Genomic DNA, 12,718 nt, shown 5'->3' with positions numbered 1-12,718 from the left:
CCTCGCATATTCCGAAGCGTCTACTGTCATAGTTGACAGTAGTAATCAGGTAGATAAGGTTTAAACTGATCGTTTTTCAATGGAACGCCTCGCTCGGTTACCGATGAGGACGCACTGTACAGCGGGTGGGATAGATAACTTTATTGATGAAAGGTATACCGATCCTTGCCCGTATGTTTTGACTCATACAGGGCTTCATCGGCCTTGATCAGCGCCTGGTTCAGCGTGTCGCCATCGAGCACCCGGGCCAGGCCGATGCTGATGGTCACCGGGTGTCGGGCAGGCTGCTCGCGCACCGCTCGACACAATTCGCCTGCCAATGCCTCGACGTCTTCACGGCGCACGCCGGCCAGGTAAATCGCGAACTCCTCGCCGCCCAATCGCGCATATTCGTAGCGCGACATCACCGATTTGATGTTCTGGGCGATGCGCTTGAGCACCTCGTCGCCGATGTCATGGCCGTAGACGTCGTTGACCTTCTTGAAATTGTCGATATCGACCATCGCCAGGTAGTGGTCGTTTTTCCGCGGCACATTGTTCAGCTGCTGGCTGGCACGGGTCATGAACGAGCGGCGGTTGGGGATTTCGGTGAGCGTGTCGACGTAAGCCTGGTCCAGCAGCAGCTTGAACATGATGAAGTTGTAGAGCTTGGCCTTGCGTAGCGTCAGGAAGCTGTAGATGGTCAGGCCGCAGATAAATGTCGAGTAACTGATGGCCATCACATCCCTCAGCTCCATCAGTTCAATACCGGTGTGGTAGAAGGGGTTGAGAAACGACCAGGTGACGATTTGCGCGGCAAAGTATGACCAGCGGCTCAGCGGTAATACCGAAGCGGTGAAAAGGGTGGTCGAAGCCGCCAGCAACAGCCATGCGGGTTGGTGATCACCGGACAGCCCTTCGGTCAGCAGCCGCGTGCCGAGTGCAATGGTCAATACAAACAGCAGGTTCAGCTTCTGGAAATGTCGGGCATCGCGGATCAACCGCAGGATGATGAGCAGAGTCGCAAAGACACCGATAAACACCAGCGAACGCCAGGTCAATGGCTGTCCGCCGATGAAACTCAGGATCAGGTCGTAAACAACCCAGATCGCAATGCTGGCGATGTAGATCAATACGCAAAAGGTGCGTAGCCGTTCAAATTCATGCTGGAGAAATTCAGCTTCAAGCTCGGTGGGTGCGGCCTTTTTCAGCACTTCATCTTCAATGGTTTTGTACATCGCCCACCTTACTGTTGTGCTGGTTTTCGAGGATCACCTTGCCCCACGGACGATAGCGAAGGGAGAACACCGACGTTGGGTGGCAACCCGGCGATGTCGATTGGGGGGGCATCGGTTCGGCACGGAAGGGTTGCCCGGCAGTACTGACTTGCCGGAAGGCTTCCCTGACGATGCCGATGGAGCAGGGCAGGGCATTGGCGTAGCCGTTGCGAATCAAGAGCGGCAAACGTCCGGTGCCGGCGCCATCCTGCCACCACACCTGGATACCGGCGTTCGCCACTTCACCCAGCCATTGACCATTGACTTGCGGCGCGAGTTTGCCGACGTTGAATACGCTGATGTGCAGCGGTGCGTCGAGTTTGCCGGAAAAGTCCTTGAGCTGGCGTTGCAGCGTTTGCCGGCGGTCCAGCGGCAGAAAGTGCAGGTCATCGAGTTCCATGGGCAAGTACCAGCCGCTGACCGGAAGTTTCCAGTCTTTGCGCAGCTTCTGCTGCTGGGCCAGCGACAGCCCCAGTTGCGTCTGCCAGTACATTGCCAGCCCGGCACTGTCCAACTCATCGATGCGCTGGTAATAGGCCGGGTCCATGCGCAGCCCCAGCACCAGTTTCAGGCCTTGTGCCCGGGCCAGTTTCAGGCTGCTCGCGAGCCAGCCGTTGGCACCGTCGAAGTCCGAATCGCCGTAGGCCGTCCACTGCACGATCACCGTGTGCGTGCCTTGGCGGGCGGTGTCCTGCCAGATTCGCTGCCATTGCGCCTGGCTCAGGCTGGCATCGGCATTGAGCGGCTGATAGAAAATCCGCTCGTCCGCATGGCTCGCCACGCCCCCCAGCATCAGGCACAAAACCAAAAGAAATCGCCTCATCAGAAATTCAACTCCACGCCCAGCAGCACACCGTTGCCGCCTTCATACAGATTGCCACCCAGCCATTGCTGATATTCGGTGCGTACCGACAGGTGCGCGCGATAGGCGTTGTAGAGGTCATCGTTGAACCACCATTGCCAACGCAAGCCCACCCCGGTGCGCAGATCCTGGCGCCAGTCGTTGCTCGGGTCCTGGCTGGAAAACTCCAGGAAGCCATAGGGCATGAGGGTTTGCGCGCCGTTGAACGGCAGCTTCCAGGTGTGCCCTTGCTGGAAGCGCGACAGCCATTGATGGTCGCCGGCCTTGGTCCACCATGCCGCGTCAAGGTAGAGGAAGCGCTCTTCCCAATCGCTTTCATCGACCCGCCAATCGTTGCGGAATCGCCCCTGGTCAAGGAACGAGGCGGTTGTGCGCAGCAGATAGTCGGTAGAGGTGTGGCCATCCTGACGATGATCGCTGACCTGATCGGAGAGTTTTTCCGGAACCAGCATTTGCCCAAGGCTCAGGCCGTGGTTGTCTTCATCATCGAACTGGCTTTGTTTGTAGATCTCGCCGTAGAAGTTGATGTTGGCGGTGCCCCAGGGCTTGTAGCGCAGGCCGACGCCGGTGCCGAGGGATTCGGCATAGCTCGACCGGCCGACGCCTCCGAGCAGCACGCGGCCGTAGACCGACAACGTGCTGCCGGCGCGGCTGGGTTCCTCGCCCAGTGCGTGGTCCCACATGGCCAGTTGCACGTTCTGCGAGCTGGAGCGACGTTGCGTGCCAGTGCTGTCATCGGGGCGCAGGATGTCGTTGGTCGATATCCCGGCCGGTGACCAGGTGCTGGCGATGGTGACTGTGTCGCGACGGGACAGGCTTTCGTGGGCGCGACGCTGGCGATAGCGTCGCGCCTCCATGCTGCCATCCTCGTCATCGGCGGCCACCGGGTTCTGCTCCAGGTCGATCACGCGTTCCAGTTCTTTGCGCGCCGAGGCGCTGTCTTCGACCTCGTCATAACGCCAGGCCAGGGTTTCGCCAAGGCGATAGTCCTCCGGGAAGTCCTGGGTGGCGCGTTGCAGATAGGGGATGGCGCGGGCGCGCTCTGCCTTGGTCCCGGCACCGGCAAGACGCACGCCGTAGTCGGCGCGATAACGGGGGTTGTCTGGCTCGCGGCGCACGGCCTCGGCCAGCCATTCGGTACTTTGTTGCAGGTCGCCGGCCTTTTGCACCGTGACCGAGGCCGCATAGAAGTGTTCGGCATCCGGTGCCAGTTGCAGGGCGGAGCGCTGGCGTTGCAGCGCGAGCTTGTGATCGCCCCGGGCATCGGCAATTGCCGCGCCCAACGCCCACTCATTGGCGCCACGGGTGTGGCTGGCTTGCCAGTACCGTTCGGCCGTTTGCGTGTCGCCGATATTCAGGGCGCCACGGCTGGCGGTGAGGCGGGCATTGTCGCTGAGTTCGGCGTCGGCAAAACTGCGCCAGATGGCCAGGGCGCCTGCCGAGTCTCCGGCCGCTTCCAGGGCGTAGGCGAGTGGCAGGCGACTGTTTCGGTCGCCCAGTTTTTCGGCGGCCTGGTAATACACCACCGCTTCGCCGGGGCGCTCCGGCATCGCACAACGGCCAAGGGCGCGGTAGTCGCCAGCAGCTTGCGGGTGATCGCCAATCGTCTGTTGAACGGCACCGCACTGGCCGTTTTCCGCCAGTTGCGCCAGCAGTTGCCCGCGAGTGGCGGGGTCGACGCGCTTGAGCAACGTAACGATGCGTTGCTGTTGCGCCGCGGTCGGTGTCGACGCGGCATACAACCCCGCCAACCGTTGCAGCAGGGGTGTCGGTAGCTTGCCTGCGTGGCGGTCGAAGGCCGTTTCGAGTAACTGTTGCGCCTGTTCCCGTTGCCCGGCATTCAATGCCAGGTAAGTGGCCTGATCGAGCGATTTGAAGTTGCCGGTCTGCTGGTAATGCCGCTCCCAGAGGGCCGCCGCTTCACGGTTGCGACCCGATGCCTGGAGCAGCTCGGCGCGGCGTTTGACCACGTCGGCAGTTTGCGGCTGGCTGGCAAGGTAAGCCATGACTTTGTCACTGCGGCCCTCATCCTGCCAGACGTCGAGCAGGCGCTCGCGGCGTCGCGAGTCCCAGGGTTCCGGCAGGCGTGTCGTTTGCAGCAGTTCGGTGGCTTGCAGGCGTTGGGCGAGGATCAGCCAGGCCTGCGGATCTTCTTCGGGTTGGCAACTTTTCAACTGGGTCAGCGCGGCTTGCGGATCATGGCGCGATAGCCAGTCGACGGTCTCCAGGCAGGGCCGCTGCAACTCGGCGCTCAAGCGTTGCACCGTGGCACTGTCGCCGGTCTGCCGCGCCAGTTCCCACAGGCGCTGGCGTTGCGCCGGATCGGCAAGGTCGGCAGGTGGCAGCGACTGCATCCAGCGCTGCGCCATCTGGATGTGGCCCATGGCAATCGCCCGGTCGACCATGGCCAGTCGAGCCTTGCGCGCAGCGTCCGGGCTTGGCGCTGTTGGCAGCAATTGCTGCAGGGGCTGTTCGTCGAGGCGTTGCACGTAGGCGTTGGCCAGGCGTTGCCAGCCTTGGGCATCGAGTTGTTTGTTCGCGGCCAGGGGCGCCAGTTCCTTGATGGTGCCGTCCCAATCGCGCAATTGTTCGGACCAGTTGGCACGCGCCAGATGCAGAAGGCGCGCGTCACCTTTGGGCGGCAGTTGCGCCAGCCACTCATGGGCTTTGGCCGCGCCGCCGTACTTGGCCAGGCTCAGGCTGTAGGCCTGCCACAAACGGATGCGATGAGTGAGGTCGCTGCTGGCGATCCACTGTTCCACCTGCTCGCTACCCGGTGGGTCCTGTTCAATCCAGGTCAGGCGCAGGTTGAGCAGGGCATCGCTGTTGGCCGGCGTGTCAGGCAGGGCCTGCTCAGCGTCCTTGTAGCGTCGCTGTTTGGCCAGCGATTGCACGAGCAGGGCCCGCGCCTCTTCGTTTTTTGGCACTTTGCCCAGCAGGTGGCGCATCAGCCGTTCGACTTCCTTCCAGTTGCCTTTTTTCGCTTCGCGGTAACTGCGGTCCATGTAGGGGAAGCTGCGAAACTGCTCGAAATCGCTCAACGGTTCGGCCTCGACCCACGCCGCTGCGCACAGGCTGAACAGCAGGCTGCCGACCAGCAGGGTTTGACGGGGGATGGGCTTCATGCGACCTCTCGGGCAATGCGGTAAGCGGCTTGCTGTTCACTGGACTGATCGGCCAGGGCCTGTTCGAGGACTTCCCGGGTGATCATGCCGCGATCGATCAGGTGTTCGCCCAGGGACATTTGTTCCGCATCGAAGTCGATCAATGCCTGATTGAACAGGGTTGCCGGGACCCTGCCGCGCACCTGCAACAGATTACCCAGCAGCACCTGATGGTGACTGACACGTTCGAGCAGGGCTTCATCGTCCTGATTGCGCTCAAGCACCTGAAGCATCTGGCGCACGTCCTCGCTTTGACGAGGGCTGGCGTACCAGTAGCGAATCCCCAGGGTCACCCGGCCCTGAGGCGCGAGGCGGCAACGTACCGGGCGTTTCAGTTGACGGCTGATCGCACCTTGTGAGACCTGGCTCACCGGTCCTTCGGAGGCCAGCACCAGGGTGTCGCCTTCCTCGGCAACCGGAAGCACCCCGTAGTGCGTGGCGATCTTGCGCGGCACGCTATCGATCAGGCGCTTGTCGAGCTTGAACGGGTTGAGCGGGGCCCATTCCAGGTCCAGTTGTTCGGCCAGGGTCTGCACCAGTTGCGTGGTGTCGATGTGCCCGCGCAGCAGCAATTCCCGACCCAGGCGCCGACGCACAGGGTTGGTCACCGCCGCTTCCAGTTGTTCCTCGGTCAACAGCCCTTTTTCCACCAACTGATGCCCCAGCGGGGTGCGCTGGGCCTGGGTCAATGCGGGGAATTCATGGGTGGTCTTGTCCCAGGCGACGCGACGGGAATCACCCATTTCCATGACCTGGCGCAGCGCTCGCAAATTGGCGAAGAAGTTGACGAAGTTGCTCCACATCATCCGGGGGGCGGACAACAGCCCTTCGCCCAGACCGTAATAACGAGTGACGAACCAGCCGCGCTGGAACAGCCGATTGAGCAGCATCAGGCCGTTGAGCCACAGCAAGGTCGCCAGCAATGAACTGTCGGCAAGGATCGACGGATAACGCCAGGCATTGGGTGAAATCACCGTCACCAGCCACATGGCCAGCAGCACCAGAAACAGCAGGTTGACCAGGAAACTCAACAGGTATGCGATCAAGCCGCGACGATCGCGCCACAGGAAGTAGTTGAGCAGGCCCTTGGGGCTCCAGCCGAGGTTCTTGGTGCCCTGGAACACGATGCCGACGATCCACCGCGACTTCTGCCGGATCGCGTGTTGCAAGTCCCGGGGAAAGTGCTCGCGCACGCAGATCACCTGGGAGAAGGCGCGGTTCATGCCGAACACCCATGGCTGTTCCAGCGCCAGTTTCGGGTCGGTCACCGAGTAACGGGCAAAGATGCACTTCATGCCTTTTTGCTTGAGGCGAAAACCGATGTCGTAGTCTTCGGTGAGGCTCTGCACGTCGAAGGCAATACCGTCACCGTCTTCGAGCAGGGCACTGATGGCCTTGCGGCTGAAACAGGTGCCGACCCCGGCGCTGGGCACTTGCCCGGTCAATGCCTCGCGCACGATGACGTCCTTGCCGTGGTTCTCGGCGAACTCGTCGACGTAGTGCCCGGCGGTGAAGCCCTTCCATTCCGGGGCGTAGGGGTAGACGGGAATCTGGATCAGGTCCTTGGCCGGCAGCAGGTAGTTGAACAGGCGCAATTCCATGGGCGAAATCACGTCCTCGGCATCGTGCAGGATGAACCCGGCGAACTGGATCTTCGCATCGCTTTCAAAGCGCAGGATGGCGTCGATCACGTTGTTCAGGCAGTCCGCCTTGCTGGTCGGGCCGGGGCGCGCGCACACCACTTTGTGCACGTTGGGGTAGTGCAGGCACACCGCATCGACGTCGGCCTGGGTCTCGGCGTCGTTGGGGTAGGTGCCGACGAAAATCTGATAGTTCTCGTAGTCGATGGTCGAGGCGGCCAGGCGCGCCATTTCGCCGACCACGCCGACTTCGTTCCACGCCGGTACCATGATCGCCAGGGGTTTTTCGCCAATGGCATACAACCGCTCTTCATCGGCGCGCTCGAATTTTTCATAGATCCGCCAGCGTCGGATCAGCTTTCGGGTCCAGTACACCAGGTCGATGAACAGGTCATCGAGCCCGAGTATGAACATCAGCAGGGCGAGGATAATGGCGAGGTATTTGAGTCCGAACAGCACATAGGCAAAAAAGTCGACCCACTCCAGGCTCATACGGCTTTTCCCGATGCCGCGCGATGTTTGAGCCAGCCCCCGAGGCGATTGGCGATACGCTCGCTGGCGTGCCCGTCGCCGTACGGGCTGTGGATTCGACTCATGCGCTGGAACGTGGCTGGGTCATCGAGCAACAGGCTGGACTCCTTGACGATCCGGTCGGTATCGGTGCCCACCAGCAGCACCGTCCCGCCTTCGAGCACCGATGGCCGTTCAGTGACATCGCGCAGCACCAGCAGCGGTTTGCCGATGGCCGGGGCTTCTTCCTGGATGCCGCCGGAATCGCTGAGGATGAAGTGCGCACGGCCCATCAGCCAGACGAAATGCTGGTAGTCCTGTGGTGCCACCAGATAGATGTTGGGTTTGTCCGAGAGCACGCTGTACACCGCATTCTGCACCTGCGGGTTGAGGTGCACCGGGTAGACGAACTGCACGTCGGGATAGCGCTGGGCGAGGGTGGCCAACGCCAGGCAGATCTGGCGGAAGCCGCCGCCGAAGTTCTCCCGGCGGTGCCCGGTGATCAGCACCATGCGCCGGTTGTCGTCGAGCACGGCAAGTGGTGAGTCGGCGGCCGGGTGCCACTGGGTTGCCTGTTGGTGGTCGCGCATCCACACCAGGGCGTCGATCACCGTGTTGCCGGTCACTTCGATGTTGGCCTTGGGCACACCTTCGCGCAGCAGGTTGTCTTCGCTCTTGGTGGTCGGTGCGAAATGCAGGTCGGCGATAACGCCGGTCAGGTGCCGGTTGGCTTCCTCCGGCCACGGTGCACGCAAGTTGCCGGTACGCAACCCGGCCTCCACATGGCCGATGGGCAACTGGCGATTGAAGGCGGCGAGGGCGGCAATGAAGCTGGTGGTGGTGTCACCGTGCACCAGCACGATATCCGGCTGTACCCGTTCGTAGGCTTTGTCGAGATGCCCCAGCAGTTGTTCGGAGAGACCGTTGAGGGTCTGGCCCTGGGTCATCACCTGCAGATCTTCGTCGACCGTCAGTTCGAACGAGTCGAGCACTTGCTTGAGCATTTCCCGGTGCTGGCCGGTGGAGCAGATGTTCAGGTCGATTCCGGGCCAGTTACGCAAGACTCGCGCCAGTGGCGCCATCTTGATGGCCTCCGGACGCGTGCCGAACACCATCATGACTTTGAAGGACATGAACCCCTCCTGGGACTGCACACGCCGAAGCTACGCGGCTGTTAAGACCGGTTATCACTTGAACATTGAATAAAGCAGTCGGACGGGGGGTTGTCCAATGAGCGGCAGTGACTCGGAAATTTCCGACAGTTTTGCAAGGCCTGGCCCACAACAGTCACAGAAATGCCGAAATGCATGACGTGATAGTTTTTGAAATCGGCTGGTCAGCGTAGTCATGAGCAAAATGAAGGAGATTCAGTGCCATGAAATCGGGAATTTTCTGCGAAAAGGGTAGAGCCCTGAAGTGTCTTGGAGTGCTATTTTGAGTACCTCTATTAGCACTCCAAGGAATACCTTTATGACACATGTTGTGCTGTCGCAGATCGTGGCAAGCATTTCGGAATTGAAAAGAAACCCAATGGGGACGGTTGCTGCCGGAGGAGGGGGCTCGGTTGCGATTCTCAACCGGAACGAACCGGCTTTCTATTGTGTGCCTGCCAAAGAGTATGAAGCCATGATGAATCGTCTGGAGGATCTTGAGTTGATTGCTCTATGCAAGGAGCGAGAAAACGATCCAACCGTAAAGGTTTCAATTGATGACCTATGAGCTGGAATTTTCCGAGAAAGCCTGGAAAGAATGGAGAAAGCTTGGAGCAAACCTGAGAGAGCAATTCAAAAAAAGCTTCAGGAGCGATTGGTCAATCCGCACGTTTTGGCAGACCGGCTTTGCGGTCTGGATAATGCGTACAAGATCAAGTTGCGCAGTGCAGGGTATCGGCTGGTTTATCGCGTGGAAGACGAAGTGCTGGTGGTGACGGTGATCGCCATCGGGAAAAGAGAGCGAGGTGAAGTCTATAAAGATGCAATCACACGCTAGCTCCACGAATTTCAACCTGCACCGAAATGGCTCGGCGCCACACAATTGAGAACACGCTACCCGCTCTCTGTAGCCAACGGTAGCGCATGTCTGTCCGTGCGTTTGGTAACGTTTTTTTCCTCGCCTCACGCATCCCTCTGATTCAAAACAAATTTCAATCTCCCTCACATTCCCTCCACTTCCTGTGGCACACTTTCTGCTGTCTATTCCGTTGTTACATACCTAGTTCCGGTATAGCGGAATAAACATCATCCTGGAGTGCTTGCCATGCATCGCCGACCTTCTTTGTTCAAAGCGTGTGTTTTTCTTTTCGCGGCTTCTGCTGCTGCCGTGGGTGTGGCCCAGGCGGCGGACAGCAAGCTCGACAGTGTCCTGGCTCGCGGCAAACTGATTGTAGGCACCGGCAGCACCAATGCGCCGTGGCACTTCCAGGGTGCGGATGGCAAGTTGCAGGGTTTCGATATCGATATCGGGCACATGATCGCCAAGGGATTGTTCAACGACCCGACCAAGGTCGAGTACGTGGTGCAGTCGTCCGATGCACGGATCCCGAACCTGCTGACCGACAAGGTCGACATCAGTTGCCAGTTCATCACCGTGACGGCCAGCCGCGCGCAGCAAGTGGCGTTCACCCTGCCGTACTACCGCGAAGGCGTCGGCCTGCTGCTGCCGGCCAACAGCAAGTACAAGGAAATCGACGACATGCAGGCCGCTGGCAGCGGCCTGACCGTGGCGGTGCTGCAAAACGTCTATGCCGAAGAGCTGGTGCATCAGGCGCTGCCCAAGGCCAAGGTCGATCAGTACGACAGCGTGGACCTGATGTACCAGGCCGTGAACTCCGGTCGCGCCGACGCGGCGGCCACCGACCAGTCTTCGGTGAAATACCTGATGGTGCAGAACCCGGGCCGTTATCGCAGCCCGGCTTACGCCTGGAGTCCGCAAACCTATGCGTGCGCGGTCAAGCGCGGCGACCAGGACTGGCTGAACTTCGTCAACACCACCCTGCATGAGGCCATGACCGGCGTTGAGTTTCCTACTTACGCGGCGTCCTTCAAGCAGTGGTTCGGTGTCGATCTGCCAACGCCTGCCATCGGTTTCCCCGTCGAATTCAAATGATCCCGTGAGAGTGGGGCGACTCTGATCGCCCCGCTCAAGGTACTGCTGACCATGAACTATCAGTTGAACTTTGCCGCCGTGTGGCGCGATTTCGACACCTTGCTGGCGGGGCTCGGCCTGGGCCTTGAACTGGCCCTGGTGTCGATCGCCATCGGCTGCGTGATCGGCCTGATGATGGCGTTTGCTTTGCTGTCGAAGCACCGTGCATTGCGGGTGCTGGCGTCGGTGTATGTCACGGTGATTCGTAACACGCCGATCCTGGTGTTGATCCTGTTGATCTACTTTGCGTTGCCCAGCCTGGGCATTCGCCTGGACAAGATTCCGTCATTCATCATTACCCTGTCGCTGTATGCCGGGGCCTACCTGACCGAGGTGTTCCGCGGCGGTCTGCTGAGCATTCCCAAGGGCCAGCGTGAAGCCGGCCTGGCCATTGGCCTGGGCGAGTGGCAGGTCAAGGCCTACGTGACGGTGCCGGTGATGCTGCGCAATGTGTTGCCGGCGCTGTCGAACAACTTCATTTCGCTGTTCAAGGACACCTCGCTGGCAGCGGCGATTGCCGTGCCGGAGCTGACCTATTACGCGCGCAAGATCAATGTCGAGAGCTACCGGGTGATTGAAACCTGGCTGGTGACCACGGCGCTCTATGTGGCGGCCTGTTACCTCATTGCCATGATGCTGCGTTACCTCGAACAGCGTCTGGCGATCCGCCGATAGGAGGCTCCATGTACGAATCCCCCAGTTGGTTGCATGAGTTGTGGGTGGCGCGCGAAGTGCTGTGGCAAGGCTTTGTGACCAGTGTCCAGGTGTCGGTGCTGGCGATTTTGCTCGGCACGCTGGTTGGCGTCGTTACCGGTCTGGTACTGACCTACGGCAAATTCTGGATGCGCGCTCCGTTTCGTTTTTATGTCGATGTGATTCGCGGCACGCCAGTGTTCGTGCTGGTGTTGGCGTGCTTCTACATGGCACCGGCACTGGGCTGGCAGATCGGTGCGTTCCAGGCCGGGGCGCTGGGCTTGACGCTGTTCTGCGGCTCCCACGTCGCCGAGATCGTGCGCGGTGCATTGCAGGCCTTGCCGCGCGGGCAAATGGAAGCGAGCAAGGCCATCGGCCTGACGTTCTACCAGGCCCTCGGGTACGTGCTGTTGCCCCAGGCGTTGCGGCAGATCCTGCCGACCTGGGTCAACTCGTCTACCGAGATCGTCAAGGCTTCGACCCTGTTGTCGGTGATCGGTGTGGCGGAATTGCTGCTCAGTACCCAGCAGATCATTGCCCGGACCTTCATGACCCTGGAGTTTTACCTGTTCGCCGGTTTCCTGTTCTTCGTCATCAACTACGGCATCGAGTTACTCGGCCGGCACATTGAAAAGCGGGTGGCTTTGCCATGACTCAGACTCAATCCAACGCACAAAACGGCCAACCACTGCTGGACATTCGCGGCCTGCACAAGCGCTACGACCAGCTCGAAGTGCTCAAGGGCGTCGACCTGACCATGCAACGCGGCAACGTGGTGACGCTGATCGGTTCCAGCGGCTCGGGCAAGACCACGCTGCTGCGCTGCGTGAACATGCTTGAAGAATTCCAGGGCGGGCAGATCCTGCTGGACGGCGAATCCATCGGTTATGACGAGGTCAACGGCAAACGCATTCGCCACCCGGAAAAGGTCATTGCCCGTCATCGCGCCATGACCGGCATGGCGTTCCAGCAGTTCAACCTGTTTCCGCACCTGACGGCATTGCAGAACGTCACCCTGGGCCTGCTCAAGGTCAAGAAACTGCACAAGGACGAAGCCGTGGCCCTGGCCGAGAAGTGGCTGGAGCGTGTCGGCCTGCTGGAACGGCGCGATCACTTTCCCGGTCAGTTGTCTGGCGGTCAGCAGCAGCGCGTGGCGATCGCCCGGGCGATTGCGATGAACCCGAGCCTGATGCTGTTCGACGAAGTCACTTCGGCGCTGGACCCGGAGCTGGTCAGCGAAGTGCTCAATGTGATCAAGGGCCTGGCCGACGATGGCATGACCATGTTGCTGGTGACCCACGAAATGCGCTTCGCCTTCGAGGTGTCGGACAAGATCGTTTTCATGAATCAGGGGCGTATCGAGGAGCAGGGTCCGCCCAAGGAACTGTTCGAGCGCCCGCAATCGCCGCGTCTGGCTGAATTTCTCAAAAGCACGCGGTTTTAAACACT

General features: G+C 60.3%; 10 protein-coding genes and 1 pseudogene. 6 read left to right on the top strand and 5 right to left on the bottom strand.

Going from position 1 to position 12,718, the window contains the following annotated elements:
• Positions 1 to 140 precede the first annotated feature (140 nt).
• From ACLD1X_RS21375 to wecB, 5 genes are read right to left on the bottom strand one after another with little or no spacing between them, the layout of a single operon-like run.
• A complete protein-coding gene (locus tag ACLD1X_RS21375; protein WP_429371022.1) occupies positions 141 to 1,217 on the bottom strand; it encodes a diguanylate cyclase domain-containing protein in 1,077 nt (358 codons plus the stop codon).
• Positions 1,201 to 2,079 carry a DUF4434 family protein gene (locus ACLD1X_RS21370; protein ID WP_429371020.1) on the bottom strand — a complete coding sequence of 293 codons (879 nt, stop codon included), beginning with the start codon at positions 2,077 to 2,079 and terminating at the stop codon, positions 1,201 to 1,203. The genes ACLD1X_RS21375 and ACLD1X_RS21370 overlap by 17 nt, the downstream gene beginning before the upstream one ends.
• Entirely contained in the window at positions 2,079 to 5,243 is a 3,165-nt protein-coding gene (locus tag ACLD1X_RS21365; RefSeq protein ID WP_429371018.1) for an NfrA family protein, read from the bottom strand. The genes ACLD1X_RS21370 and ACLD1X_RS21365 overlap by 1 nt, the downstream gene beginning before the upstream one ends.
• Positions 5,240 to 7,414 (bottom strand): cyclic di-3',5'-guanylate-activated glycosyltransferase NrfB, encoded by a 2,175-nt coding sequence (gene nrfB / locus ACLD1X_RS21360; protein WP_429371016.1) that lies wholly within the window; start codon positions 7,412 to 7,414, stop codon positions 5,240 to 5,242. Before nrfB ends, ACLD1X_RS21365 begins: the two co-directional genes overlap by 4 nt.
• Positions 7,411 to 8,565 carry a non-hydrolyzing UDP-N-acetylglucosamine 2-epimerase gene (gene wecB / locus ACLD1X_RS21355; protein WP_429371014.1) on the bottom strand — a complete coding sequence of 385 codons (1,155 nt, stop codon included), beginning with the start codon at positions 8,563 to 8,565 and terminating at the stop codon, positions 7,411 to 7,413. Before wecB ends, nrfB begins: the two co-directional genes overlap by 4 nt.
• A gap of 337 nt (positions 8,566 to 8,902) precedes the next feature.
• Here wecB and ACLD1X_RS21350 point away from each other — a divergent pair, with 337 nt between their 5' ends.
• The 6 genes and pseudogenes from ACLD1X_RS21350 (at position 8,903) to ACLD1X_RS21325 (ending at position 12,713) form a co-directional block, all read left to right on the top strand.
• Positions 8,903 to 9,151, top strand: coding sequence for a type II toxin-antitoxin system Phd/YefM family antitoxin (locus ACLD1X_RS21350; RefSeq protein WP_429371012.1), 249 nt, complete (start codon positions 8,903 to 8,905; stop codon positions 9,149 to 9,151).
• Positions 9,141 to 9,421: pseudogene (locus ACLD1X_RS21345) on the top strand (type II toxin-antitoxin system RelE family toxin). Before ACLD1X_RS21350 ends, ACLD1X_RS21345 begins: the two are co-directional and overlap by 11 nt.
• 267 nt (positions 9,422 to 9,688) lie before the next feature.
• Complete coding sequence (locus ACLD1X_RS21340) at positions 9,689 to 10,537, top strand: transporter substrate-binding domain-containing protein (RefSeq protein WP_429371010.1); 849 nt, start codon at positions 9,689 to 9,691, stop codon at positions 10,535 to 10,537.
• A 51-nt stretch (positions 10,538 to 10,588) separates the two neighbouring features.
• Entirely contained in the window at positions 10,589 to 11,251 is a 663-nt protein-coding gene (locus ACLD1X_RS21335) for an amino acid ABC transporter permease (protein WP_008015908.1), read from the top strand.
• An 8-nt stretch (positions 11,252 to 11,259) separates the two neighbouring features.
• Positions 11,260 to 11,922 carry an amino acid ABC transporter permease gene (locus tag ACLD1X_RS21330; RefSeq protein ID WP_429371008.1) on the top strand — a complete coding sequence of 221 codons (663 nt, stop codon included), beginning with the start codon at positions 11,260 to 11,262 and terminating at the stop codon, positions 11,920 to 11,922.
• Positions 11,919 to 12,713: an amino acid ABC transporter ATP-binding protein gene (locus ACLD1X_RS21325; protein ID WP_429371006.1), complete on the top strand. Its 795-nt coding sequence runs from the start codon at positions 11,919 to 11,921 to the stop codon at positions 12,711 to 12,713. The genes ACLD1X_RS21330 and ACLD1X_RS21325 overlap by 4 nt, the downstream gene beginning before the upstream one ends.
• The last annotated feature ends 5 nt before the right edge of the window (positions 12,714 to 12,718 follow it).

It is taken from the genome of Pseudomonas sp. 18173 (assembly GCF_050432945.1).
Lineage (GTDB): Bacteria > Pseudomonadota > Gammaproteobacteria > Pseudomonadales > Pseudomonadaceae > Aquipseudomonas.
The sequence above is the reverse complement of the archived record's forward strand: the minus strand, read 5'-3'. Positions and strand labels throughout refer to the sequence as shown.

Bases quoted from the DNA above. Each gene is read 5' to 3' on its own strand.
- ACLD1X_RS21325 (WP_429371006.1), top strand. From the start codon at position 11,919: ATGACTCAGACTCAATCCAACGCACAAAACGGCCAACCACTGCTGGAC.
- ACLD1X_RS21350 (WP_429371012.1), top strand. From the start codon at position 8,903: ATGACACATGTTGTGCTGTCGCAGATCGTGGCAAGCATTTCGGAATTG.
- ACLD1X_RS21340 (WP_429371010.1), top strand. From the start codon at position 9,689: ATGCATCGCCGACCTTCTTTGTTCAAAGCGTGTGTTTTTCTTTTCGCG.
- nrfB (WP_429371016.1), bottom strand. From the start codon at position 7,414: ATGAGCCTGGAGTGGGTCGACTTTTTTGCCTATGTGCTGTTCGGACTC.
- ACLD1X_RS21330 (WP_429371008.1), top strand. From the start codon at position 11,260: ATGTACGAATCCCCCAGTTGGTTGCATGAGTTGTGGGTGGCGCGCGAA.
- ACLD1X_RS21365 (WP_429371018.1), bottom strand. From the start codon at position 5,243: ATGAAGCCCATCCCCCGTCAAACCCTGCTGGTCGGCAGCCTGCTGTTC.
- wecB (WP_429371014.1), bottom strand. From the start codon at position 8,565: ATGTCCTTCAAAGTCATGATGGTGTTCGGCACGCGTCCGGAGGCCATC.
- ACLD1X_RS21370 (WP_429371020.1), bottom strand. From the start codon at position 2,079: ATGAGGCGATTTCTTTTGGTTTTGTGCCTGATGCTGGGGGGCGTGGCG.
- ACLD1X_RS21335 (WP_008015908.1), top strand. From the start codon at position 10,589: ATGAACTATCAGTTGAACTTTGCCGCCGTGTGGCGCGATTTCGACACC.
- ACLD1X_RS21375 (WP_429371022.1), bottom strand. From the start codon at position 1,217: ATGTACAAAACCATTGAAGATGAAGTGCTGAAAAAGGCCGCACCCACC.